The 26,608-nt window shown below is 37.0% G+C and carries 21 protein-coding genes and 1 pseudogene; 11 read left to right on the forward strand and 11 right to left on the reverse strand.

Annotated elements, in window-relative coordinates; translation table 11 throughout:
• The first annotated feature begins 576 nt into the window (after positions 1-576).
• On the forward strand, positions 577-2,811 hold the full coding sequence (locus tag LVD15_RS04020) for a glycosyltransferase family 4 protein (RefSeq protein ID WP_233779040.1): 2,235 nt from the start codon (positions 577-579) through the stop codon (positions 2,809-2,811).
• Positions 2,808-3,818, forward strand: coding sequence for a glycosyltransferase family 4 protein (locus tag LVD15_RS04025; protein WP_202244965.1), 1,011 nt, complete (start codon positions 2,808-2,810; stop codon positions 3,816-3,818). The genes LVD15_RS04020 and LVD15_RS04025 overlap by 4 nt, the downstream gene beginning before the upstream one ends.
• A gap of 14 nt (positions 3,819-3,832) precedes the next feature.
• Here the strand turns inward: LVD15_RS04025 and LVD15_RS04030 are convergent, their stop codons facing one another.
• The 3 genes from LVD15_RS04030 to LVD15_RS04040 all read right to left on the reverse strand — a co-directional run bounded on the left by LVD15_RS04030 (position 3,833) and on the right by LVD15_RS04040 (position 7,106).
• Positions 3,833-5,293 (reverse strand): glycoside hydrolase family 130 protein, encoded by a 1,461-nt coding sequence (locus LVD15_RS04030; RefSeq protein ID WP_202244964.1) that lies wholly within the window; start codon positions 5,291-5,293, stop codon positions 3,833-3,835.
• A gap of 931 nt (positions 5,294-6,224) precedes the next feature.
• Positions 6,225-6,578 carry a cupin domain-containing protein gene (locus LVD15_RS04035; protein WP_233779041.1) on the reverse strand — a complete coding sequence of 118 codons (354 nt, stop codon included), beginning with the start codon at positions 6,576-6,578 and terminating at the stop codon, positions 6,225-6,227.
• 81 nt (positions 6,579-6,659) lie between these two features.
• A complete protein-coding gene (locus LVD15_RS04040) occupies positions 6,660-7,106 on the reverse strand; it encodes a sll1863 family stress response protein (RefSeq protein WP_202244961.1) in 447 nt (148 codons plus the stop codon).
• Between the two features lie 185 nt (positions 7,107-7,291).
• Here LVD15_RS04040 and LVD15_RS04045 point away from each other — a divergent pair, with 185 nt between their 5' ends.
• Positions 7,292-7,519: a hypothetical protein gene (locus tag LVD15_RS04045; protein ID WP_233779042.1), complete on the forward strand. Its 228-nt coding sequence runs from the start codon at positions 7,292-7,294 to the stop codon at positions 7,517-7,519.
• A gap of 218 nt (positions 7,520-7,737) precedes the next feature.
• Positions 7,738-9,252 carry an OmpA family protein gene (locus LVD15_RS04050; RefSeq protein ID WP_233779043.1) on the forward strand — a complete coding sequence of 505 codons (1,515 nt, stop codon included), beginning with the start codon at positions 7,738-7,740 and terminating at the stop codon, positions 9,250-9,252.
• A 637-nt stretch (positions 9,253-9,889) separates the two neighbouring features.
• Here the strand turns inward: LVD15_RS04050 and LVD15_RS04055 are convergent.
• Positions 9,890-10,795 carry a class I SAM-dependent methyltransferase gene (locus LVD15_RS04055; protein ID WP_233779044.1) on the reverse strand — a complete coding sequence of 302 codons (906 nt, stop codon included), beginning with the start codon at positions 10,793-10,795 and terminating at the stop codon, positions 9,890-9,892.
• A 338-nt stretch (positions 10,796-11,133) separates the two neighbouring features.
• Here LVD15_RS04055 and LVD15_RS04060 point away from each other — a divergent pair, with 338 nt between their 5' ends.
• From LVD15_RS04060 to LVD15_RS04075, 4 genes are all read left to right on the forward strand, one after another.
• Positions 11,134-12,228 (forward strand): fatty acid desaturase family protein, encoded by a 1,095-nt coding sequence (locus LVD15_RS04060; RefSeq protein ID WP_233779045.1) that lies wholly within the window; start codon positions 11,134-11,136, stop codon positions 12,226-12,228.
• Between the two features lie 182 nt (positions 12,229-12,410).
• Positions 12,411-13,310 carry a bestrophin family protein gene (locus LVD15_RS04065; protein WP_233779046.1) on the forward strand — a complete coding sequence of 300 codons (900 nt, stop codon included), beginning with the start codon at positions 12,411-12,413 and terminating at the stop codon, positions 13,308-13,310.
• Positions 13,311-13,464: 154 nt separating this feature from the next.
• Complete coding sequence (locus LVD15_RS04070; protein ID WP_233779047.1) at positions 13,465-13,653, forward strand: hypothetical protein; 189 nt, start codon at positions 13,465-13,467, stop codon at positions 13,651-13,653.
• A gap of 1 nt (position 13,654) precedes the next feature.
• Positions 13,655-14,584: an isoaspartyl peptidase/L-asparaginase family protein gene (locus LVD15_RS04075; protein WP_233779048.1), complete on the forward strand. Its 930-nt coding sequence runs from the start codon at positions 13,655-13,657 to the stop codon at positions 14,582-14,584.
• 3 nt (positions 14,585-14,587) lie between these two features.
• Here the strand turns inward: LVD15_RS04075 and LVD15_RS04080 are convergent, their stop codons facing one another.
• Positions 14,588-15,430 (reverse strand): cyanophycinase, encoded by an 843-nt coding sequence (locus LVD15_RS04080; protein ID WP_233779049.1) that lies wholly within the window; start codon positions 15,428-15,430, stop codon positions 14,588-14,590.
• 119 nt (positions 15,431-15,549) lie between these two features.
• Between LVD15_RS04080 and cphA the strand changes: the two genes are divergently transcribed.
• Together cphA and LVD15_RS04090 are read left to right on the forward strand one after the other, a co-directional pair.
• A complete protein-coding gene (cphA, locus tag LVD15_RS04085; protein ID WP_233779050.1) occupies positions 15,550-18,180 on the forward strand; it encodes a cyanophycin synthetase in 2,631 nt (876 codons plus the stop codon).
• Positions 18,181-18,634: 454 nt separating this feature from the next.
• The gene (locus LVD15_RS04090) at positions 18,635-18,814 is read left to right on the forward strand and encodes a hypothetical protein (protein WP_233779051.1); all 180 of its coding nucleotides are present in this window, start codon (positions 18,635-18,637) and stop codon (positions 18,812-18,814) included.
• A 34-nt stretch (positions 18,815-18,848) separates the two neighbouring features.
• On the opposite strand, the pseudogene LVD15_RS04095 reads toward LVD15_RS04090, so the two are convergent.
• The 3 genes and pseudogenes from LVD15_RS04095 to LVD15_RS04105 form a co-directional block, all read right to left on the reverse strand.
• Positions 18,849-19,973 (reverse strand): annotated as a pseudogene (locus LVD15_RS04095) (IS3 family transposase).
• Between the two features lie 688 nt (positions 19,974-20,661).
• The gene (locus LVD15_RS04100) at positions 20,662-21,762 is read right to left on the reverse strand and encodes a hypothetical protein (RefSeq protein WP_233779052.1); all 1,101 of its coding nucleotides are present in this window, start codon (positions 21,760-21,762) and stop codon (positions 20,662-20,664) included.
• 1 nt (position 21,763) lies between these two features.
• Positions 21,764-22,537 (reverse strand): RNA polymerase sigma factor, encoded by a 774-nt coding sequence (locus LVD15_RS04105; RefSeq protein ID WP_233779053.1) that lies wholly within the window; start codon positions 22,535-22,537, stop codon positions 21,764-21,766.
• 126 nt (positions 22,538-22,663) lie between these two features.
• On the opposite strand from LVD15_RS04105, the gene LVD15_RS04110 reads away from it, so the two are divergent.
• Positions 22,664-22,894: a helix-turn-helix domain-containing protein gene (locus tag LVD15_RS04110; protein WP_233779054.1), complete on the forward strand. Its 231-nt coding sequence runs from the start codon at positions 22,664-22,666 to the stop codon at positions 22,892-22,894.
• A 104-nt stretch (positions 22,895-22,998) separates the two neighbouring features.
• Here the strand turns inward: LVD15_RS04110 and LVD15_RS04115 are convergent, their stop codons facing one another.
• The 3 genes from LVD15_RS04115 to LVD15_RS04125 all read right to left on the reverse strand — a co-directional run bounded on the left by LVD15_RS04115 (position 22,999) and on the right by LVD15_RS04125 (position 26,492).
• On the reverse strand, positions 22,999-24,243 hold the full coding sequence (locus LVD15_RS04115; protein ID WP_233779055.1) for a site-specific integrase: 1,245 nt from the start codon (positions 24,241-24,243) through the stop codon (positions 22,999-23,001).
• Positions 24,244-25,078: 835 nt separating this feature from the next.
• On the reverse strand, positions 25,079-26,011 hold the full coding sequence (locus tag LVD15_RS04120) for an IPT/TIG domain-containing protein (RefSeq protein WP_233779056.1): 933 nt from the start codon (positions 26,009-26,011) through the stop codon (positions 25,079-25,081).
• A 196-nt stretch (positions 26,012-26,207) separates the two neighbouring features.
• A complete protein-coding gene (locus tag LVD15_RS04125; RefSeq protein WP_233779057.1) occupies positions 26,208-26,492 on the reverse strand; it encodes a hypothetical protein in 285 nt (94 codons plus the stop codon).
• Between the last annotated feature and the right edge of the window lie 116 nt (positions 26,493-26,608).

Consider the following 26,608-nt stretch of genomic DNA (forward strand, 5'->3'; position numbering starts at 1 on the left):
CTAGACAGTGCTTGTAGGTATATTTGTCAAACAAGACAATTACTAACAAAGATAATATCACGACTTCATGGAAAAAGCTAACACCGATACCGGCAATTGGATTAACCAAAGTAAACTTTTAAAAGAAAAGCATCCACAGCTAAAAATAAAGAATAGGAAGTTGAACCAGATAAGAAGGAAGTCATCTTTTTAAAAAAATAAATCTAAATAATAAGCAACTAATTAACCTGCCGTAATGAAGAAAGAGATGGATTTTCTGTCTTTTTCTTCTTTTTCTAACGGACAATATTACCATCATTTCTAATACCAACAATAGTCTATGAAAATTGAAAATAAGTTCGATGAAGGAGCAGTGGTTTATCAAAAAATTAACCCGTCTGTAAAATTGATAGTCAGACGTTATTTACACCGGATTTACTATTGCAAATTCCAAGATGATCCAGAAAGGAAAGAGCTGGCGCTTTTTGAAAGAGAATTGACCGATAAGCCTAATTTCAAGTGATTAATCCTTTATGTCAACAACCTAAGCCTGAAACATCACCTCACCAATTTCAACATGGATTTAAGCCAAAACATATGAAAATTGCCTATATAAGCACTTATTTGCCACGGGAATGTGGTATAGGCACTTTCACCCACGATCTCATGCGTTCCATGCTACAACATGCCAATGAAAAAAATGATAATGAAGGTTTTATTGTAGCTTTAAATGATCATAATCAGGAGTACACCTACCCATCTGAAGTGAAACTGGTAATTCATCAGGAACAGCAGGCAGATTATCTTGAAGCGGCCAACTTCATCAACCTCAGCGGAGCTGACATATGCATATTGGAGCATGAATTTGGAATTTTTGGAGGACAAAGTGGCGTGCATATATTGCCTCTGATCCACCGTTTAAAAATTCCGCTCATTGTCACCTTGCATACTATCCTGGAAGCACCTTCTTATAATGAAAAGGCAGTATTGAAGGAAGTCTGTAAAATGGCTAATCATATAGTAGTAATGAGTCATAAGGCTATTACTTTTCTTTCCAAAATATATCAAGTTCCAAAAGAGAAAATATCATTAATAGAACATGGGGTACCTGATATCCATTATGACAAGGTTCAGGCCAGAAGAGAATTCAAACTGGTAGAAAAGAAGGTTTTATTGACTTTTGGCTTCATCAGCCGCAATAAAGGTATTGAAACCGTTATAAGAGCTTTACCAAAAATAATAGCTCACTACCCTAACACACAGTATATTATTCTGGGTAAAACCCATCCCAATATTATCAGACAATCCGGTGAAGAATATCGAAATTTTCTGCAGCTGTTAGTAAAAAATCTAAATCTTACTAATCACGTAATCTTTTTAAACGAATTTATAGATCAGAAAGAGCTCTTTAAATACCTGGAAGCCTGTGATATTTACATCACCCCCTATCTTAATGAAGCACAGATCACCAGCGGAACCCTTTCTTATGCTATGGGCGCCGGCTGTGCGGTTATCTCAACTCCTTATTGGCACGCATCTGAATTATTGGACAATGGAAGAGGCAGACTTTTCAATTTTAATAATTCCGACATGCTTGCAGATATCCTCCAGGAATTGATGGATAACCCCGAGCAATTAAAGGAAATTCAAAAAAGATCTTCGGAATATGGCGAAAAGATAACCTGGCCCAAAATTGGAGCTAGGTATATTCAACTTGCGGAAAGGATAATATCAGAACCTCTGGAATTAACCCCTAAAAAGGAAACAATTGTAGATCCTTTGCTGCTTCCGCCATTTTCTCTGTCACATATCAAACGGCTGACTGATGATACAGGAATAATACAGCACGCAAAATTCGGTATTCCTAACCTGAAAGAAGGCTACTGTCTTGACGATAATTCAAGGGCATTACTTATGGTATTAATGGCTTACAAGCAAAAAAAGGACTCGCTTGCTCTGGAGTTATCGCCTATATATCTTAGTTATATACATTATATGCAAAACAGTGATGGAACCTTCAGGAACTTCCTAAGCTTTAATCGCAATTTTATGGATGAAGTTGGGTCAGAAGATTCCTTTGGAAGAACCATCTGGGCGTTGGGCTTTTTATTGGGCAATGCCCCCAATGACGCTTATTATCAAACCGGCAGGCTCATTTTTTTTGATGCCGCCCCTAACTTTGAGAAGTTAAAATCAATCAGAAGCATTGCCAATACTATGATCGGCATTTGTTATTATCTAAAAACCAACATGTCCGATGATAGCATGACAGAAAGATTAAGGAAAATGTCCTTTATTTTAATAAATCATTTTGATGATAACAGTACTTCTGAATGGAAATGGTTTGAATCTTTATTGGCCTATGATAACGGTATATTGCCACTTGCCCTGCTTCATGCTGCAGAAATTCTCAATGATGATAAAGTAACTGCTACGGCATTAGCATCCATGAACTTTCTCACAGAGGTGACATTGAAAGATGGTTATTTATCCATTGTGGGAAACAAGAATTGGTATGAAAAAAATGGTCCAAGGTCTACCTATGCTCAACAACCTATTGATGCCCTGGCCATGATTTTAATGTATCACCAAGCCTTTCTATTGACCAGAGATAAAGACTATCTTAACAAAATGTTCACCTGCTATATGTGGTTTCTGGGAGAAAATGATTTACGGATGAGTCTTTATGATTTTGAGACCAAAGGATGCTGTGATGGTTTTGAAAACTATGGAGTAAATAGAAACCAAGGGGCGGAGAGTTCGCTAGCTTACCTGATATCACACCTTACCATATTACAAGCTTATGAGGAATTTTATAAACTTGATGAATGAGGGTAGCAATTCTTTCACCCATAGCCTGGAGAACACCACCAAAAAACTATGGCCCTTGGGAACAGGTGGCCTCAAATATTGCAGAAGGCTTAAACGCCAGGGGAGTTGATGTAACTTTATTTGCCACCGCAGATGCTATTACCACAGGCAAATTACAATTTGCCTGTGAGAGACCCTATGCCGAAGACCCCCATCTAGACCCAAAGGTAGGGGAATGCCTACACATCAGCCATCTGATGGAAATGGCTGAACAATTCGATATTATTCATAATCATTTTGACTTTCTTCCGCTTACGTATTCCAGCCTCATAAATACTCCGATGGTTACTACCATACATGGTTTTTCTTCCCAGAAGATCATGCCTGTTTATAAGAAATATAATTCCTCTACCTCCTATATTTCCATTTCTAATGCAGACCGGCATCCTGAGCTTAGCTACTTAAGAACCATATATCATGGCCTCAACCCTAAAGATTTTACGTTTAAACAAAAGAAAGAGAATTTTCTACTCTACTTCGGAAGAATACACTCGGATAAGGGCACACATATGGCAATAGAAATAGCCAAACAAGTGGGAATACCTTTAAAAATCGCTGGCCTCATTCAGGATAATGACTACTTTAATCAATATATAAAACCACATATAGATGAACATCGGGTGATGTTTTACGGTAATGCTGATTCTACTCTCAGAAATGAATTATTATCTAACACCCTTGCACTCTTGCACCCTATTCAATTTGATGAACCTTTCGGGCTCAGTGTGGTCGAGGCTATGATGTCCGGTACGCCGGTTATTGCCTTCAACAGGGGAAGCATGCAAGAGCTCATCATTAACGGTGTAACTGGCTTTTTGGTAAACAATGTCTCAGAGGCTGTTAAGGCTGTACATCAACTACATACCATTGCTTCTCAGGATTGCTACAAGCATGCCTGCTCAGTGTTTGGTCTGGAACATATGATTGATGAGTACATGGACGTCTATAAGATGATTGTAAATAAATAGGGCAAGGAGTAATTTTAACTTTTTAATACTGTCAGTAATTCCTCCATGTCCACTACGCCATAAGTAGAAGAATAATCGGATACTGCATAAGGTAAGATAAGGTTGTTATTATGTATCAGTGAGCCACAAGAATATACCACATTAGGGACATATCCCTCCCTTTCATCCTCGTTAGGTGAAAGTAAAGGTTCTTTTAACCTACCTATTTCTTTGGAGGGATCATCCAGGTCAAAGAGTGAGGCTCCAATACAATAGCGCCGCATTGGCCCAACCCCATGAGAAATCACTAACCAGCCCTCCTTCGTATATATCGGAGAACCACAATTACCCATTTGTGTAAACTCCCACGGGAATTTGGGGCTCTGAATAATTATTGGATCATTCCAAACTGTGCTCCTATCGGAGTACATGAGGTAATTATTAACTCCATCTATACGGGCCAGCATAACAAATTTCCCCTTTATTTTTCTTGGAAACATTGCTAGATTTTTATTTTGAGCACCATCACCATGTAACGGCATGACTCGGAAGGTATAAAAATCTTCAGTGGAAAGGAGCTTGGGAAGAATAGTATGTCCATTATACGCGGTATAGGTAGCATAGACCTTTTCAGAATTATCGTCATCCGTGAATTTCACAAAACGCGCATCTTCTATACCTTTACTTTCAGCCATTGATAGTGGAAAAATAACCCTTTCAGTTATATCTGAGTCATGCGTAAACTGAACATCATAAAAAGAATCAGCTAACCACGTAACTTCTTGTAATGCCAATCTTCTATCAGTACTGAGCTCATGGTCCTTCAATAATTTACTAACCGCCTCATGAAGAGCGAAATATTCAAATCTATCAGGCAAATCTTGCATAATACTTTTGGAATATCTATAGGGAATCTGCATTTCCTCTAGCTTCCTGATAAATCGCTTTTTATTATATAGCTTTTTATGAATGATCTCAGCCTTGTCTATATGGCTTCCGGTTTTCATAATTTGCAGATCATTATTCTTGTCAAGTATTCCCCTTCTGAAAACAATTGAAGAAAGGTGGCCTTCACCCGTAGCTCTAAAAGATATTATTACCCTCTTTTCCCCATCATTAAGGTACGATTGATCAAAGTCCTCTACCATAGAAGGATTGAAGAAAGCTGCCGATTCAATAGAATATTCCATGGTAGTGTAAGAGCCAATGAGCATCTTTCTTTCATCAGACAACTCATTAAAAGAAATCCCCATATGTTCAATAAGGCCTTTTAAATTATGGCAATGTTTAAAAAAAACCTTACTTATGTTTCTGTGCCGGCTGGCAAATTCCCTTAAAGTTTGCTCCAGTATAAAATACACTTCTGTATCACTCATTATCATGATATTGTTAATGAGTTTTATAGTGCGCTCATCACCATTCATAAAATAACGAGCCACCACCCTGCTCGGATCTGGCATGAATTTAATGTTTTTACGAATTACTGATACTCTCATAAGTTGATAACCAATGTTAATTAGTAATGACTCAGTATAATGTAGTATTTCACTACATTTTCATAGCCGTTGATTCACCTTTTTTTAATAGACATAATGCCTCTATCTAAAGCTCTATGACAGCAGAGCCTCTCTCTGGTTATTGATTATTTGTATTGCAACAGTATAGTAGGCGATAAGCAGCAGCACAATTGGTCGATAGGTTGTGATGAATGATATCACCTTGACCTCATTCACCTCCAAAGGCCCTTCTGTTGCAGAGCCATCCGAAGCACTCCCTGACTCGCTTGTCAATAACTTGGGTTTTAAAAATTTAGAGGTTCTGGAGATGAAATGTTTAAGGCAAATGCTAATGATAAAATAATATCATTAGGAAAAGTATAGTTTATCAAAGCTAAAGAACTGGTTTATCCAAATCATCAACATTGATAACTACACCCCCTAAGAGTAATAAATGCTTCAAGCTTCACATAAGGCATAGATAACATTGACAGGGCTCAATAAAATAGTTTTGATATTATAAAATAATGGTAATTATTCATTATCCTTCTTTTCTTTTCTCTTTGCTACTTTTGCCGCTCTTTTTTCCTTAAGGCTCTTAGTGGGGGCTGTCTTATCTGATTTCGATTTACCTTCTTTTTCTTTTGACATTTTTAATTTGATTTAATCGTTATTCATTTTACTTACTGTAAAGATGGCCCTAATATCTTTCGGCCTATTTGCATATTTGTTTTGACTTATTACATAATTCACAGATGGTAGATTATGCGAGAATGATTACAAGAAGGGTGTTATGTTAAAAACACTGCTCTCACCTAGTTTGCTACAGTCTGAAAAGCCCCTGTAAATGCAGTACAGATACGCATGCATCTGTTGACTATGCCAATTTTGCATGGTTTCATAAGTCTTCTCTTAGGGCTGATGCTAGACCTTAATCCAGACTTAAATTTTCATAACCACTTTTAATTATGGTGGAGATCATTTTAACTCTTACATTAGCTTTAATAATATTAGGAGTATGCGCGGGGATAATGATAGATTCACCGGTATTTAAAAGATTTGATTTTCCATCAATCACTACTTCAGCCTCACCGTCAATGACCTGTATAAAATTATCGAATGGAGTGGTCTTTTCGCTTAACGTCTCACCAGAGTCAAACGATACTGCACTCACATTACCGGTAGTCTTTTTAATAATTGTTTTAATCAACACTGAATTGGGTATATATTCTATTATTTCAACAATAATGAAGACTTTAGCCTTTTCCAATTCTGGATTTTTCATGATAATTATTTTTAAAGGAGAAATTTGAATACTGATAAATTGCTATCAGTATTCAAATATTTTAAGTTTTGTTTAAAATGCTTATTCGACATTCCTCTCGAACAGGTTTTTAAAACTCGTTCCCATTTCATCCATATCGTGGTTGAATTCGGATTTAAAAGTTTGCCAATCATCACTTTCCCCATCAGTTTCGTAATCATTCAGGCGGTCTTTCAGTTCATTGTTTTTGGTTTCAAGGTGATTTATCTCCACTTTGTATTCCATTTTATTAAACCTTGGACCAGTATCCACACTGTCTTTATATGCAGATATAACCCGCTCATTTTCATCGATTTTTGATGACATCTCAGCTTTATACTGCTCAATTTCGGTGAGATAATCATCCTTAGCCTGAATCATATCTTCTTCAGGGTTTTGGTCTATGAGCTCTATATCTTTTGAGGGTTCGTCTGTTGCAGGTGTACATCCTGATAGCACCGTGCACAAGAGCCCGGATAAAATAAATACAGACATTAATGATCTTTTCATGATAAGTTATTTAAAGGGTAGAATAGAAGGGTTTTGCTAAATTGTATTTCAGAAACCACTGTTGCAAAGTTGCCAATGATTTACAAGCAACCCCTTACAGAGTAAATCAGGAGTATTATATAGATCACAGGTTTTAGTCAATTAACTGTATGGAATTCGTATAGGTAATTGTAAACCTTACCAATATGAATAAAATGATAATCATGTCTATGGGGTTGCCGCTCCATATTCAAAACAAGAGTGGAAAGAAGGCCACCATAGAGTTTAATAAAAGTGAATTCGTAGTTTGTAAATACCATCCCGATAACCCCATTTACATCAATGACGCCTCATTATTGGGGTGGTATCCTCGTAACCCTTTTAAACGAGTTGTTTATTTTCTAAAACAAAAAATGAATCCATATGCCGTTTAACCTTAGATGGACTCTTGGAGATAAAAAAGAAGAATTTCGTTGATTAAGAGTGATATATCGACAGGTGTGTGATATATGTAATATACAAGAATGATTGTATAACATACTCCTCACATAAATGAGTGAACTTTATCATAGCTAAAAAGAAATAAAAATTCTTTTCGGTATATAAACCAACTATTTAGAAGTTAAAGTCGATTAAAATCGATAAAAATCATATGAGAAAAATAATAAAATTATTAACCACCATAACGGTCATGTTTATTTCTGGCGCCTATATTTATGGCCAAGGAATGCAAACATCGCTTTTTAATGATGTGGACAAGATCATGTTAGCTGCCACGGAATCACAAGCCGATGTATTATCTCCCAAAGCATACGAAGAAGGTATGGAGGCCTATAAAAAGGCTAAGGATGCTTACAAAGACGACGGAGAAATCTCTGAAATTAAACAAAATATAACCCAGGCAGGTGGAAAATTTACAGAGGCCATCGATAATTCTAAAGTAAGCGCGGTTATGTTTGCTAACTCATTATCTGCCAGAAAAGATGCTATTAATGCAGAAGCAGGATCCTTTAGCAAAGACAGCTGGATGGAGGCTGAAGAAACCATGAAAGATGCGGCCGAAGAACTTGAAAAAGGAGATGCTGATGACGCCAAGGAAAAAGCAAGTACAGCCTCTGAATTATATAGAAAAGCGGAGCTTGAATCTATAAAAGCTAATTACCTTACCAAGGCAAAAAAATTATTAGAACACGCTGATGATAATAAAGTAGATAAACGTGCCCCTAAAACTTTTAATGAAGCTAAAGGACTAATTAATCAGGCAGAGAAAGAGCTGGTAGAAAATCGTTACGATACAGATGAAGCAAGATATTTAGCTAAGCAAGCTGAATATAAAGCATCATTAGCCATGAACATTGCCCAGCAAGAGGAGATTTTGGATGACCGGGATTTCGAAGCAGAAGATTATATTCTTATGGTATATGAGCCCTTAAACACAATAGGTGAAAACCTCAATCTCGATTTAAAATTTGACAAAGGTATACAGGGTCCTGTGTCTGAAATATTGACCAAAACAAACAAGGATGCATTCAGAATTTCAAGCCTGGAAGCCGAGCTTTATAACAGCAAAATGGCCAACCAAAATATGACAGAAATGCTAGCTGAACAACAAAAAATACAGGAAAACATGGAAGGTCAGCTTTCTGAAGATGCCGTGCAAGCCCAGAAAAGACAGCAGGTATTACAAGCCAGAATTGATCGTATCGCTGATATAGACAGTAAATTCGACAAGATTCAACAAATATTTAATGCTGAAGAAGCGCTTGTTTTCCGTCAAAAGGATAATATTATCATCAGAATGGTGGGAGTCAATTTTGACATAGGCAAAGCAGAAATAAAACAAGAAGACTATGCTCTGTTGGCTAAGCTTGAAAAGGCCATTGGTACCTTTGATAATGCCAGCGTAGTCATTGAAGGGCATACTGATTCTCAGGGAGCGGATGACAATAACCTTGAGCTCTCTGAACAAAGAGCTGCCGCTGTCCTTAGTTACTTAAGTGCTAATATAAATATTGATAAATCCAGGTTTAGCACCACTGGATATGGAGAGAGTAAACCGGTAGCTAACAATGAAACCAAGCTGGGAAGAACACAAAATCGTAGGATAGACGTCATTATTATACCCACGATTGGAGATACAACTCTAAGTTTAGGAAGCAATGATTAACATTATTATTAATGAATAATATTTAATATTTTAAGGCCAAGACGGTGAAATGTTTTGGTCTTTCTTTTTGATCTGTTGGACTTCAACAAAATGGGGCAATTCACAAGTATAGCTCTAATTAGAGAAAGTTATGTCATTTTTTAAGCAGGTTTTATCTTCTCCAAGAAATATTATTAATCTTCTTACCATAAAGATTCAGATAGCCTACTGTAAGGCTAACCGAAATAGTTACAATCACTAATGGATAAATATTTTACGCTATTAATTCGATGAGGTACACGGCACCAAGTATAAAACTGAGAACTCCTTTTTCTGTTAATGATGTCCCTCATTACTTAGGACAGGTTTAGCTTATATTTAAGTTTAACAATAGTTAGTTAAATTTCATGATTTAGGCTACTTGTATTTCGAATAGATAGTATCTTTTTTCTGGTATTTGATCCTCTATTCCCTTATGTCTTCTTTTAGTGTCATTATAGTTGAAATATTCTGCCAACGGGTGGCAAATGTCTTACACTTTTAATTCAGCGATTTACATAAATCTCATATTTAACCTACCAGATGAATGAGTATATAAGGTGGGAAAAACGAGAAACTGGTAGCAGTATTTTTAGTATTAGTCCGTTGATTTTGTAAGCTATATTTTTTCGAATACTAATCTATAATGATCCATTATCTCCTGTTCAAAGCAAGCCCTGTTGGGGCTCACCCGAAATATAGCGATCTGATGTCGAAATTTTTTATTGGTTAAGTATTGGGGAAGTAGGGATAAGTATAGCCAATACTTTTTCAGGTTAAACTTTCTGAACTTCTTTCTCCATTGGCCGATAGTCTCAATGTAGTCCAGTCTTCCACTACTTTTAGAAATTAATTTAAAATGAGGTTCAGCATTTCGAATGACCATTTCAGGACCGTATGGCAGCCACGACCCTGGAAATTCCTTTACCATTAAAGCACATAAATAAGCTGCAGATCCTTTTTTGGCATTAATATCTATATCCTCCAAACCGACCATATGCTTACTAAAAGTCATAGTCTGCATATAAAATCTACCACCCATAGGCAATAAATTGTATAACGTTTTGAAGAAGTCTCTGTATACCTTTTCTTGATTTCCAGCCTTCCACTCCTCGATAGAGCAGAAATGCTCCAGTCCCCCTACACAGGCAATGGCATCAAACGTTCCGAAGTCTTCTGGTTGAATGTAGCGACAATCTTTCACTAGAACATTCAACCCATTTTTTTGGCATGCTTTGGCTTGGCCTACTGACAGGGTTAAGCCTATACTTGTAGCTCCTCTTTCCTGAGTAACATATTTAGATAAAGGACCCCAACCACAAGCCATATCCAGCACTTTGCTGCCGTCTTTAATATTAAGACTATCAGCAATGAATTTGTGTTTTTTTCTTTGCGCATCTTCTAGAGACATGGTAAAGTCCCCGTCATATTTCGCTCCGCTGTAGTCGCCAGATTCTCCAATGCTCAAGCGAAATATTTTATCAATAATGGTATAAGTAAAATCTAAATCTTGTTGATTCGCCATATTTATTTTTCTTTATATAATTAACGGGACAAGCAGTGGAGAATTGTCTGTGTCAGCAGTTACCTTTGCAGTATTTATATGAATTATATTCCGAAAGAATTTTACATACTCGAATTACTATGAGCATCAGCTCAAATGCTGAAGACTTTTACAGTTCAGTAGTCAACAAAACCTGATGTAGTGTCTTGTAATCACTTATTACTTGTTGGTTTCTTTAATAGTATCGTTCTGACATGAATGTGCTAAAGGTGCTCAATCCACTTACGCCGCATAACTGTTCAGCTTAAGCATATGGGCGCATATGAACTTAATAGCTATGGGGCAGGTTATACCAGGACATGACTAAGAACCCTAAATTCACAATAGATAAAAACTCTGAATTTTCAGAAAAACTGAAGTTAAGAGTTAACGATTATTTCAAAGTAAATAATCTCAGTAAGCAAGGCAAAGGAGGCATGATTTTTAAATCTCTATGTATGCTGACCCTTTTTTTTGTACCCTTAATCCTCATTAATACTGGGATTATTACGAGTTCATTATTACTTTTTGGCTTGTATATTTTGAGTGGCTTAGGAATGGCTGGCATAGGTATGGGGGTTATGCACGATGCTATTCATGGCTCTTTCTCTAAAAAAAAGAAAGTAAATCAATGGATGGGCTATACCATGAATTTAATCGGAGCTAATGCCACCGTTTGGAAGATTCAACATAATGTACTACATCATACCTATACTAACATTAGTGAATCAGATGACGATATTAATGCCCCTATCTTCCTGCGTTTTTCACCGCACGCTAAGAGGTACTGGATACACCGATTCCAATACATCTATATCTGGCTTTTTTACGGCCTATCAACTATCTCATGGATCACTGCCAAGGATTTCGTGAGGACAAGTCGGTATAAGAAAATGGGCTTTTTCCATGGCAAAAAAGAACTGAAACGGACCATGTTAAAGATAGGTGCGTGGAAACTATTATATTATTCTTATACTCTGATTTTACCATTAATTATGGTACCACTTGCCTGGTGGATAATATTACTGGCATTTTTGAGTATGCATTTTGTTACCGGCCTGCTTATAAGCATCGTTTTTCAGACCGCTCATGTGATGCCTAATAATGACTATCCGCTTCCCAATAATGAAGGACTCATTGCCAACAACTGGTCAGTGCACCAATTGGCAACTACTAGCAATTATTCGCCAAGAAGCAAATTCTTTTCATGGCTAATAGGTGGCTTAAACTATCAGATTGAACATCATTTATTTCCAAATATCTGCCATATGCATTATCGCAAATTGTCAGGTATTGTAGCCGCAACAGCTAAAGAATATGGCATCCCCTATCATTCTAAAAAAACTTTTCTATCTGCCATTATTGCTCACATCAAAATGCTAAGAATACTAGGGAAAATGGAATGGAAACTTTAGATATTTCCGAAAATGAGATGCCGCCAACTCTATCTGTTATCATCTATTGGTGATATATCAGATAATTCCTGTAGTTAATTAAGGTTAATCACAAAGTATTATAGCACAGGCATGCTAATCCATTAATCTTAGCATAAGTTAAGTTCTACAATACATTTACTACTCACAACAATTTTAATATAATGATCCTAAAGAAAAATATTCCTATATCTTACATCATCAGTGAACTTAAAACCCCTTTGATCTCAGTTACCCTAATTGCTATCGCCTCAGTTATTCTTCCTCTTATTTTTGGTTCATTTTTTTCTGAAATACCCATCAATATTGCTACTACACTAGGCGTGGCTATATCGATACTTCTCTCCTACATGATTAATCAGTCATATGAAAGGTGGTGGGAGGCGCGAAAAATATGGGGGGAAATTGTGAATGATAGCAGAACATTAGTTTTACAACTACAGATGTATTTGCATTCTGAAAATAGAGCGATACACACAATGAGTCTGAGACAAATAAGTTGGTGCTATTGCTTGGGAAGACATCTAAGAAAAACCGAATCCATGAATACACTAAAACAAGCGCTATCAGAATCTGATTTTGAACATATCAAAAACCATTTGAATATACCGTTAAGCATTTTATCTCTGCAAAGTGCAAGTCTTAAAAGGCTATTACAATCTGAAGAGCTTGATAAATTCTCCCAAATTAGAATTGAAGAGACATTAGCCAGACTGACAGCATCTATGGGAAAATGTGAAAGAATAAAAAACACTGTATTTCCATCTATTTATAGATATGGTCTTCATGCAACCATTTATTTGTTTGTGGTTTTTTTATCATTATCAGTGGCCTTTGAACTACAGCATTTTATACTTCAGTTTTTCATCTTGTTGATTGTTTCCGCAGTATTTTTCTTTTTAGAGAAAGCGGCATTTAGAATGCAGGATCCCTTTGAAAATATTGCTACAGATACACCTATGACCGCCATAGCAGAAACCATTGAAAGTAATATCATGGAATTGCTTAATAAAGAAGTAATTTCAGCTGTTAATCAGGAAAATAACAAATTTTATGTTTTATAAAATTTGCATTCAATACGTCTTGATGAGCATCTGATTTATTCAACCCTTATTAAAAAATTGAAATGTGCCTGTAAAAAATCAAGCCATCACTTTTTCTTTAAATATTGGATTTCAAAGACATCTTAAAAAAACAATTACAATAAATGATACCACAATGACTAAAATAACAAGAAGTTGGAGAGAACAGAAGATCATGCTGAAGAGAAGATTCTCAAATTTATGTGATGAAGATTTCGAATTTGAAGAATCCCAGAAGGAGTCTATGCTCGACAATCTGGCTCTTAAACTTAACAAAACCAGATTAGAGCTTCAGAAGTTGTTTGCGGAACTTCAGACTTATTAATATGACCAATATAGCATTGGCTCTTCATGGTGGAGCAGGAACTATTCTAAAAAAATCCATAACCCCAGAGCAAGAACATTCTTACTTGGAGGCGATGCAAGGTGCGTTAGATATAGGTTATAAAATACTGGAAAAAGGCAAATCTTCTCTGGATGCAGTGGAAGCAGTAGTTACCTTTCTTGAAGACTGCCCACTTTTTAATGCCGGGAAAGGTGCTGTATTTACCGCTGCAGGCACTCATGAAATGGATGCTTCTATTATGGAAGGAAAGAACCTTCAGGCCGGTGCTGTATCGGCTATCTCGGGGATAAAAAACCCTATAAAGCTAGCAAGGTTAGTCATGGAAAAATCAGGACATGTATTTTTGTCAGGTAAGGGTGCTGAAGAATTTGCTCGTGAAATGGGCTGCAATTTTGAAGACGCCTCTTATTTTTATGATGAATTTCGCTATAAACAGTGGCAGAGATTAAAAAATACCGACCAGTTTCAATTGGACCATTCGTCTAATATAGATGAAAAATTCGGCACCGTAGGGGCTGTAGCCTTAGATCAATATGGCAACCTGGCTGCAGCCACCTCTACCGGTGGCATGACTAATAAGAGATTTGGTCGCATTGGTGATAGTCCAATGATTGGTGCTGGCAACTACGCGAACAATCTCACCTGCGCTGTGTCATGCACCGGTAGTGGAGAGTTCTTTATTCGTGGTGTTGTGGCCTATGATGTAAGCTGCCTGATGGAGTATAAAAACTTAAGCCTAGCTGCGGCCTGCAAGGAAGTCATTCAACATCGTTTACCTAAAATTGGTGGCGATGGCGGCTTAGTCGCAGTTGATTCTCAAGGAAACACTTCTTTATCTTTTAATACCGAAGGCATGTATCGAGGACATAGAAATTCTCAAGGTAAGAACCAAGTATATATATATGCTTGATAGTTAGAAGATCGAACCATGGATGGAGATAACTGATATTTTTTCGTCTTCTACCCTAAACTGATCTCCATTAGCCAAAATATGGGTTTTGAGATTTGAGAGCGAAATAGGCGTTCCATTCTCTAAATGTCCATGCGCATTATGTGTTAACTCACTGGCATCTAGCACCACCACCATACCGGAACCAATTACTTTGAAGTGGTCATTTTTAATGACAAGGCCTGTATCTTCAGCCAGCCCAATCCCTATTAATTTGGGGTGTATAGCAATAGCTTCTGCCAATCGCCCAAACCTCCCTCTTCTTATAAAATGTGTATCAATAACAAGTTCAGGCATAAATCCTAGCCCTTTACTCATTAAAACGGCACCTTTAATAATGGCTTCTTTAATACTCCCACCAGCAATCATTTGATGAGACATAGCCATAGCGCCAGCACTGGTACCAGCTATCACAAATTTCTCTTCTCTCAGTTTCTTCATTAGCAATGCATGTAACTCAGTACCACCAATGATATCAGCAATTCTGGACTGATCCCCTCCAGAAAACATGACACAATGTGAGTCTTGGAACTGCTTTAACGTTTCCTGATCATTACACTGATCTCGGTCGACAATATTAGAAACGGAAACATTAGTACATCCTAGTTCTTTAAAAGCATTCAGATAATTAGCTCCAACCTTTCTGGGAATGCTTGACGCCGTGGGTATGACTATAATTTTACAGTCCGGTCCGCCACATTCCTTAACTACATTAGCAAGTATACCCTCCTCAATAAAATCGAGTCCTGTCTTCTCACTCTTTCCTTTTGCTTCACTCCCACCTACTGGTATTAATATTCCTTTCAACACTTACTTTGTAATTTTTTAATATATTATATATACTATAACAAAAGTGGCCATTATTTCTATTAAAAAAGCTACATTTATATAAAATAATAACCCGCCTGCTTACTAATCCCATCTAAATGATTATAAGAGAAATACATGCCCTTCGGGGTCCCAATTATTGGTCTGTAAACAGGCATAAGTTAATAGTGATGGTATTAGACATTGGTGATATGGAACAGAGACCTACCAATACTATTGATGGTTTTTATGAAAGAATAAAAGAAAAGCTACCTACTCTGCACGAACATACCTGCTCTGAAGGGTGCCCTGGAGGATTTTTCATGAGGGTTGAAGCTGGGACATGGATCGGTCATGTGATTGAACACATAGCACTGGAAATCCAAACCTTAGCAGGAATGGATACTGGCTTCGGTAGAACTCGCGGTTATGGAGAGGAAGGAGTTTACAATGTGGTTTTCTCTTACATGGAAGAAGAAGTGGGCTTATATGCGGCCAAAGCTTCCGTTAAGCTTGCCATGGCCCTGGTAGAAGACATGCCTTACGATCTGGAAGCAGATATTCAAGCAATGAGGCAAATAAGAGAAAGAGTAAGACTTGGGCCGAGTACTGGTTCTATTATAGAAGAAGCTGAAGTCAGAAATATTCCATGGATGCGCTTAAATCAGAATTCACTGTGCCAATTGGGTTATGGTGTGAACCAGAAAAGAATTCAGGCTACGGTGACCAGCCAAACCAGTAACATTGGGGTGGAAATCGCTTGCGATAAAGAGGATACCAAATTTCTATTGGAGAAGTCGGAAATCCCTGTTCCCAAGGGAGAAATTATAAGAACAGAAGAGGAATTAAAAGCGGCAGTTGAATATATTGGTTATCCACTGGTAATTAAACCAGTAAGTGGCAACCATGGCAGAGGAATTACTACAAATATTCAAACCTGGAATGATGCAGTGGACGGTTTTGCAGCTGCAAAGTTAATTTCTAATGCTATTATCATTGAAAGATATTTAGAAGGTGAAGATTATCGTTTATTGGTTATTAATTATAAGCTGGTAGCAGCATCCAGACGCACTGCAGCGCATATTATTGGTGATGGGAAATCAACTATCCAAGGGCTTATAGATTTGACAAACCAAGATCCTAAGCGTGGTTATGGACATGAAAAAGTACTTACTCTTATTGAGATAAACGATATGACCTTGAATATTTTAGAAGAAAAGGGACTTACCCCTCTTTCTGTACTAAAAGAAGGCGAGGCACTCAAGCTTAAAGATACTGCTAATCTAAGTACAGGAGGCACGGCTGAAGATGTAACTGACCTGGTACATCCTTATAATATTTTTATGGCAGAGCGTATAGCCAAAATTATTGACCTGGATATCTGTGGTATAGATATTATAACTACAGATATTGGTCAGCCTCTCCCTGAAACTGGAGGCGCTGTTTTGGAAGTGAACGCAGGTCCGGGATTTAGAATGCACCTGGCTCCCACTAAAGGATTACCAAGAAATGTAGCCGGCCATGTGTTGGACATGCTTTATCCACCTGGTTCTTCATCGCGAATTCCTATAATAGCCGTGGCTGGCACCAATGGAAAAACTACAACTACCCGCCTTATTGCACATATGGCTAGAATGAAGGGCTACAAGGTAGGTTATACCACTACTGACGGCGTGTATATCCAAAACAGGCTGATGATGGCTGGGGATTGCACCGGACCTGCCAGTGCAGAATTTGTACTTAAAGATCCTACGGTAGATTTTGCTGTGTTAGAATCAGCAAGAGGTGGCTTGTTAAGAGCGGGTTTAGGATTTAAAAATTGCGATATTGGTATCGTCACAAATGTTGCCGCTGATCACCTGGGCTTAAAAGGCATCCAAACAATAGAGCAGCTGGCCAGGGTAAAAAGTGTTATACCTGATACGGTATTTCCTCATGGCTATGCCATACTAAATGCAGACGATGATTTAGTATATGAAATGCGAAAAAGTGTAAAATCTAATGTCGCCTTATTTTCTTTGAATGAGCATAATGAAAGAATCCTCCAACACGGAAAAGCTGGAGGTTTGTCAGCGATTTATGAAAACGGATATATCACTATCTGTAAAGGAGAATGGAAAATGCGAGTTTCTAAAGCTATAAATGTGCCCCTGACATTTGAAGGTAAAGCGGTTTTTATGATACAAAATTTGCTTCCTGCGGTACTTGCCGCCTATATTCGAAATTTTTCTATAGAAGATATTAAGCTTGCCATAGAGTCGTTTATTCCATCACCTGCGCTTACACCCGGAAGACTCAACATGTTCAGATTCAAGCACTTTGATGTATTAGTGGATTATGCCCATAATCCAGCAGGGCTACTGGCTCTAAAACAAATGATCGATAAAATGGAAGGCTATCCAAAAATTGGCATCATTGCAGGAATTGGTGATAGAAGAGTAGAAGACAACATGGAAATAGGTGCAGTAGCAGCCAGCATGTTTGATAAGATCATTATTAGGCAAGATAAAAACCTGAGGGGTAAAACGGGAGAAGAAATTATTGAAATGGTTTATGATGGGATAAAAAGTGTAGAACCTAATAAGCCGGTATCCATGATTAGCTCAGAAAAAGAAGCCATAACCAGCGCTATAAAAAATGCGGAGGAAGGCTCCCTTCTGGTCTTGTGTAGCGATGCGGTTCAAGATGCGTTACAACTTATTATGGAATTTAAAGAAGCTGAAGCAAAAAGACTCTATGACTTTGGATAAAGTAACCCATAATCCATGTTATAAACATTTTAAAAAGGCACATTATCATCAGCAACATAGCATACATACTCCTCCTAAATTTGCTAAATTATTTGCAGGCATAAAAACAGCTGCAATTAGTCTATAAAATACTAGACACCCCTATTTTCCTGTACACACCTGTGATCTATATAACTCTTCAATATTAGTCTGTAAGTAATACTGGCTAAAATAAGCTCTACTTTGTAGAGGTCTTGAAAATTATATCGAATACTTCCTCTGCATTAAAAAACTGAATAGTGCCTATAGAAGTATTTGGGCAAATAATGAGCATTACGCCATGTAGGCAGTCACTAATTCAGCCACGTATCAAACGTTTACGAAGTATAGAAAAAGACTAGACAATGAAGCTCTTGTACCATACAGTATAGCACCCATGAGCTTAATGAAATCAACTTAATAAAAAACAGAATCTATGAAAAATTCAACATTAATATTATCATTAGCAATTTGCATGCTTGGCAGCTTTTGCAGTTATGCTCAAGTAGTCAATAGTGATGCCCAGGTACTCGATAGTGATAACTACCCCAATTATAGAGATCGTAAGAATTATGATAAGCCCATTTGTAAGCACCCCCAAATTAGGACTGTGTAAATGTATAGATTTCTAACAATTATTATTATTGAAATCAGGTGTTAATTGTGGGTAACTCGATAGAGTTATCCACTGTTAACGCCCTCTGTGCATACAGCACCGGACTCAAGTCATTCAGACTTTCATGAGGCCTGAAAAAGTTATAGTCATTCATCCACTTTTCAGTAGCTTCACGCACTTCATTTATATCATCAAAAAGATACACATCCAATACATTTCTTCTGAAGGTGCCATTCAGCCTTTCTATGTAGGCATTTTGAGTGGGCTTACCTGGTTGTATATAAATGAAGTCGATTTCGTGCATTTGGCTCCATTCCTTAGTTAATGTTGCAATAAATTCAGGGCCATTATCCATCCTGATCCGCTCAGGTTTGCCTCGACGTTTAATTAAATGGTTTAAAACCCATACTATTTTATTGCTCTTAAGAGAATAGTCAATCTCTATATGTAGCGCTTCCCTGTTAAAATCATCCATTACATTGAAAGATCGAAACTTTCTGCCGTTAAATAGAGCATCCCTCATAAAGTCAATAGACCAGGTATGATTGATTACAGGCGGTATTTCCAAAGGCTCTTTCACTCTTGCGGGCAGTCTTTTTTTTTGTCTTTCTACGCATACTTAATCCCATGGATTTATAGACTCTATGTACTTTCTTATGATTCCATTGATGCCCCTCATTGCGAAGTCGCCTGAAAGCTTTCCAAAAACCTTCTCTGGGAAACTGCTCTGCTTTTTCTTTTAAAGCAGCCATAATAGGCTCATCATTTTTAATAGATGAATAATAATAGACGGATTTGGCAAGATTTAAAACCCGGCACGCCCTGCTGATGCTGATCGCGTAATTAAATTCCCTTTTTATTTCCGTAACTAGCTGCTTTTTCTGGCAGGGCTTTAAAGCTTTTTTTCGATGATCTCTTTAGCAAGCTTAAGGTCAAGGGCTAATTCCGCATACATGTGTTTGAGCCTGCGATTTTCCTCTTCAAGCTCTTTTAGCTTCCGTAACTCTGAAGCATCCATACCTCCAAATCGCTGGCGCCACTTGTAGAAGGCTGCCTGACTAACACCATGCTCACGGCTGATCTCAGCCGCGGTCTTACCTGCATCAAATTCCTTCAAGATGCTGGCAATCTGTTGGGGTGAAAATTTCTTTCGTTTCATAGTGAACAGTTTAAATTTAATTAAATTTTTCTACTTTTAAACTGTCCTATTTTTAGGGGTCCTTACAAAATAGAGATTCTCCTTTTAAAAATTGTTTAAGTGCTTTTTCCTTTAATTCTTCTTTCTCTTGTTTGTTCATTGCTCTTTAGTCTAAACATTATTTCTTTATATCCAAAGTTTAGACAGAGATGAATTGACAGTCTCCGGAAGGTGTTCAGATTTATAACAAAAAAAGCTGGACTTAATCAGTCCAGCTCTTATATCTTGTTTTGATTTATGTAATTATCAAGGGAGGCCTGCCTTAATCTTATGGTGCGTTTGGAGAAGCGGGTGAACGAAGGAACGTAGTAAACCGGCTTCGAGAAATTGGCTAATTATTTTTTCAAAAAAATACCAGGAGACTCACCATAGACTATACCTATAGATAAAATTGAGCTACTTATCTTCACTACATCACCAAAAGCAAATGTTATGTTTAGTATTGTTAATTATTACCCGCTTGCCTTTTCCCGACACCATCACCTTTTACATTGGGAATTCCTTCACCAGATCTACAAGTGTAATTTTATTGGCACATCAATGAAAAATAAAACAAGAGCACCCACGCGTTGTATATGCCTTTGGCATTTAGTGAGTGTATTTTTCATACCTCACCTTACGGGCGTACAAGCACCCTCTATGTAGTGATTTAATCCACTATTACTTCAATACCTGCTTTTGCAGCTTTGTATTTAATCTTATTCACCAATTCATAATAACTCCAGTTACGTAACACAAATTCTTCTTCCTTGGCCACCTGGCTCTTTTCTGTCTGATTCATAAGAATAAGTGTTCCTGTCTGGTGCTTAACACAAAAGTCAATCAACTTCTTACTATAAACATGTAAACGATGAGACACATAATTGCTTTCCGCCTCCCTGAGCCTGTCCACTGCTTTCAACTTTCTTTTAATCCCTTTCCCCGAACGGCTATAGGTAGCCCCTCTCTGCGCTCTTTTTATAGACGCCTGTATGGCCAGCCTTCTGTACAAAAACTCTTCGCGCGTGCCTATAGTCAGTTTTACCTTATCGGTTTTCACTACGATAGGATATTCCAAAGACAACGATGCTTCAGCAATAAGCTCCGGCTTCACCTCCTCAGGACTCTTTTCTATCTCAAAGACAGGCAGCCAAAACACCTTACCATCTTTCAGTTTTATATGAGAAGTGCAAAGCTTGATTTCGCCTTTAATGATCTGATTCAATAAATGATGTTTATCTCCACTATAATCTTTGCCCAAATACGTACGAAATGGAATCTGAAATAAACGAAAGCAAAATGCCTTTTTCTCAGCAACATGCCTTAATCCGCCAATGCATTCTGCGCCAAAAGGAAAGGCCATATCTCTCCTGAAATTCTTTAAGGATCGCTCTCCTTTCCAGTATTCACCTTTATTCTTATTAAAAGCAGATATCAAAGTATTGTTGAGGTGAGAAAGGATATTGGTAGGTACCTCTCCCAGGAAACGATTAGAAACTACCCGATAGGTGCAATTGATACGAGAACGTTGTAAGATACCAGCATCATCTTTCTTTTCATCTGACAGCTTATATTTCACTCCTTCAGACAAATAAAAAAAATCCTTGATCATCTCCTGTGTATAAAGATGCGACACAATCAGGTTTGCAGCCCTGAAGCAACGGTTCTGCCATTGATACAGCTTATCCAAATTCTGCTTTCTTTCCTCCTGCGTAGGCAAGTCTATCAAGAGCTGAATTTTTCGCGTTAGTTTGATGGTAGACTTATCCATATTAAACGGACTGTAATGCTTGTTGATGTTTTTGCTGAACTACTTTATAGGCGGTCATAAACTGATGATGAACTTCCTTTTGAGAAAGGTTAAGCTGTGAGGCTATGGCTGCAAAAGAATACTTTTTCTCACAGCGCAGTTTCAACACCTCGGCCTGTTCTTCGGTCATGGTCCCCTGTATCTTCATTCCTAAAGCAGGCTGACGTTTATTAGCACCATGCTTTATTATCTTTTTTATGTCTTCAATAGCCATATTCACTTCACGGTATATTTCCTGAATATTCCTCCCCATCAATTGGGCTATGAATTTATACTTGAAATCATTTTCAAGACAAAGCGTTATTAAATGCCTCCTTTCAGAATCCAGCAAAGGCAGCACTTTTTTCACCTTGTCAAAGGCCTGCTGCTCCTGTTCTTGAGCCTGATAATTCGCCCTTTCAATTTCAGGATCATAACCAGCCATATACTCCTGGTAGTTGTCAAACGCCTCTAGTGAATTGAGTTTGCGAATAAACTTAGTCTTTGAGCTAGTGAAATAGGTAATACACTCTCTGGTAATCACAAATCGAAGAAAATTGAATATATGATCAGGAGATTGAATACTATCTCGTTTCACCCACAGCTTTAAAAAAGCATCTTGCAATAATGAATCTACCATAAAGCTGTCATTAATCAGGTTCATTCCTATCCAGAAAAGGCGGCGGCTGTGTTGAGAATAGATTTCATTTAAAACCGGAATGTGTCCTCTTTTGAAATCATGAAATTCAAATTTCATCCTAACCTGTGTCATAGTTAATTTATTATTCTATCAAATCCCAAGATAAAAAAATTAAGGTTGTAAACAAATTCGTTTACATAATATTTCTAGCTTAATTGTTTTTTTGCCATATACATAAAGCTAATGGCTATCAAGAAAGAAATATTGCAGAAACGACTCGGAGAAAGGATAGCTTATTTAAGAACAACGAAAGGGCTGAACCAAACAGAATTAGCACACTATTGCAACAAGGATAGGCAAAGTATCAACCGTTTAGAGAAGGGTAAGGTAAATCCATCCATCTATTACCTTTTACAGATATCAAATGCTTTGGAAATTAATATGAGTGAGCTTTTCAATTTTGACTTGAAATAGACAAATATCACTTCCTATTATCAATATTTCATTTCAACAAACTCATTAGCTCTTCCAGCAATCCCCCCTCAACATATTGATTGTAATCATTCGTAACTTTTATCCTAACCTTTACTTATTCCTCTCGAATTGGCCAGCTTCTCCTGAAGCAATCCCATATCTTCACTCACTTTATGCTCTACCACTTTAGCATATATCTGGGTTGTAGTAATTTTAGTATGCCCTAACATTTTACTAACTGATTCTATTGGCACTCCATTACTTAAAGTGACTGTGGTAGCAAAGGTATGTCTGGCTAGGTGAAAAGTGAGGTTTTTACGTATTCTACATAAATCAGCTATTTCCTTTAAATAAGAGTTAAGCTTCTGGTTTGATATGACAGGAAATAGTGTTCCATTAATTTCAGCTCTGGGATGTTCCTTATACTTACTTATAATTTCCATTGCCTTAGGTAAGATCGGAACACTTACTTTCTGCTGCGTCTTTTGCCTGGTGGTCATTATCCATAATTTACCATCTACCCCCTTACTTAGATTTTCTGGCGTCAACTTCATTACATCAATATACGCTAAGCCAGTATAACAGCTAAAAACAAATAGATCCCTCACCCAATCCAACCTGGCTATCTCGAACTTCTTATCCTGCAACCTTATTAACTCATCTTGATCCAGAAAACCGCGCTCAACTTTATTAAATTTCAGCTGATATCTTTCAAATGGATCCTTTACCATCCACTCTAACCTCACAGCCAACCGTATTAACTTCCTCAATCTTTCAAGGTGCTTCATCACACCATTATTAGACAATGGTTTCTGATGATCCGTTGGCTGATATGCCCTTAAGTAAAGCTCAAACTCGGTAATAAACTTATAGGTAAGCTCAGACAAATACATATCTGATTTTCCGTAACGTTTCTTAAGGTAGCGTAGAAGGTATTTCTTAGTTGTATAATAATTCTTTAAGGTGCCATCAGACAAAACATTCTTGAAATTGGTATTATGATAATCAACTAACTGAGTAATAGTGTGCCCGTCTTCATCCAGACCAAGAGCCATGTTCTTGAGAGCTTCTGCCGTAATCAATTTTTTCTCAATCTGCATTTGCTGATAGCTATTAGTAATGCCGGATCTAAATTGTTCCAGATAATGATTTAGTTCCTTTACCGCCATAGCAGTACCTTTCGCCCGACCACCTGATTCATTCCAATTGGCAATTTTAATTCTCTTTTTCATAGAGACTTCCACTCTTTCAGAATCTACAGTAATACGGGCATAAATAGGCACCAGACCGTTTTTAAGCTTATTTCTCCTGATAATAAATTGTACTCCAAATGTTTTTGAACTCCTCATAATGACTTCCTTTAGTTGTATTTGATAAATAGGTCACCAGAAAACGGTGAAACTCACTAAAAAACCGAATCAAATGGCCTTAAAAAGAATGATCGTTATTCGCTGAATATCAATAATTTAAGCCCTTTCTGGTGACCTAAATTTAAAAAATAAAAAAGGTCACCGTATAGGTCTCATTTTCATTGATAATAAAGGTGTTTTACTGGAGGAGGTAAAATTAAAAAACCCTCCAAATCGTGAAATTTGGAGGGTTTTGTACTTAGATGGTTATCTAATCGTCGGGATGACTGGATTACAACTACCCCTTATTAATTATTGAATATCAATTACTTAATTGAATTTTAATTTTTAAGGAACACGAATTGGAGCTTTTTATTTTGACCTCCATTGTTCTTGTTTCAATTTAGTTAATTATGAATTTTGTTACAAGGCTGGGATTTCAATATTCTGGAAGTTATTAAGCAAGACTTCACCTATAATAGATATTTTTATATTTAAGGAATAATCCAGAGTTGCAATAAATGATACTCTCTTATAAAAGCGCTACTACCTAACACTATCAGGAATTAAGTGATAATTATAATAAAGTAGTTGAGTTGCCGTAAGATCAAACACACTCTGATAAAGTGAGAAGGAATTATTTACCCCACATACATAATTCCCTTCTAATTAAATTCAAGAAATTAACCATTCCATAGTAAAACAGTGCTGCAAGTCGTTTACTATTAAATAAAGAAAAACATCATTAATTATCTCAAAAAGCCTCGTCAAATTAATGCTATCCAGAATATTCTCATATCATCAATTAGATACTTACATTTAAAGTTGCTAATAGCTATTTGATATAAACAACACCTGTATTCATCGGAGACATTGGAATGTCCTTGCAGATTCCTGTGATTGTATGAGGCCCACTTGGAAGGTCTTCTGGAAGACTTATTCTATAAGTTCGATACCCAGATCCAATAGGTACACTCCAATTAAAAACTTTAATATCATCAACATAAAAAGTTAATGCCTCTTCATCCGTATTCGTATTATAAATATAAGTACTGTAAACATATATGTCCATTACATGGTCTGCTTTAATATCAACCTCAGTGGTATCATTAAAATTGTAGCTAATCTGTGTTTTAAAATTATCTTCAAATGTATGTGTATAATTTTCAAATTGAAACTTGAATTTATATTCCCCTCCATAAACATTTGAAGGAGGTAGTATTTTAATTAATGTGTCAGAAATACTTATAACTCTAAACGTAGAAGTACGAGTAGAATCAGAAATTAACTCTAAATCGCCATACTTATCATTCGTTTTAGTCCCAAAATATTTTCCGCTTATTGAAATTGTATCCAGATGCGAGCCTATTTTAGGATAAAAATCATTAAAAACTGGGGCCAAAACTTTAAAGGTCTGGGGAGCATATGAAAATTTCGGCACAGATCCCGAACTTGATGTTTTGTAAACAATATAAACCGAATCTTCAACGCCAACGAATCCAGACGGAATACCTGCCTTTGCTAAATCATTTCTATAATCACCAGTTAAAAGTTCCTCCCCAAAATAGGCGTATAGAGAACTTGTAGTACTTGCTTTATCTAAATTTGTTCCATAAAATGTAATCTCTGTACCTGAAGGCCCTGATAAAGGTGAAATACTATCTATAGTAATGATTAATTCACCACTATTATTGAGACTCTCATCATCTTTATCACACGATGTTAGTAAAATGAAGGATAATAAAATTAAAAAGTAAAATTGCCTCATATCAAATTAAAATTTTTTACTTAATAATACCATTTTGTTAAGTGAGGTAACATCAATCTAATCGATTATTTTTACGTATAACTTAATTTTATTAATTACCCCGCTACCCTTAGTCTTACCGAAGGGCGACTAAGGATTTATTTATGGTAACGAGTGTCTCTGACACGGCGAATTAGCTTCTTATCTCAAAAGCAATCTAATAACCTTCCTCCAATATACCATAATCAGACTGATGATTAGCATACCAAGCCCTTAACTCTTGTAAGGCTTGCTCGTAATTATCTACTGCCAGTTCTCCGTCTTCTGTGGGGAGGGGCTGAGCAGTAAGGTGTGGGGCAAGGTACTCCATTACTCTGTAGCCACAAAGGATGGCAGCTTCGTTATCTGGGTCTGCGGAGGTGCAGTTGTTTTCATTGCTGTTGATGATGGTGAAGAGATAATCAAAGGCCGTTTTGTTACGGGTGTATACCAAGTCTGGCACTAGTTCATAGACCAGGTTATCATTTACCGGGAGGTTTTTTAGGATACTGATGATTTTTTGAGCTGAAGCCTCATCTTGGACCTGCTACATTTGATTGGACAGTAAGTTAAGCGCAT

It is taken from the genome of Fulvivirga maritima, assembly GCF_021389955.1.
GTDB lineage: Bacteria > Bacteroidota > Bacteroidia > Cytophagales > Cyclobacteriaceae > Fulvivirga > Fulvivirga maritima.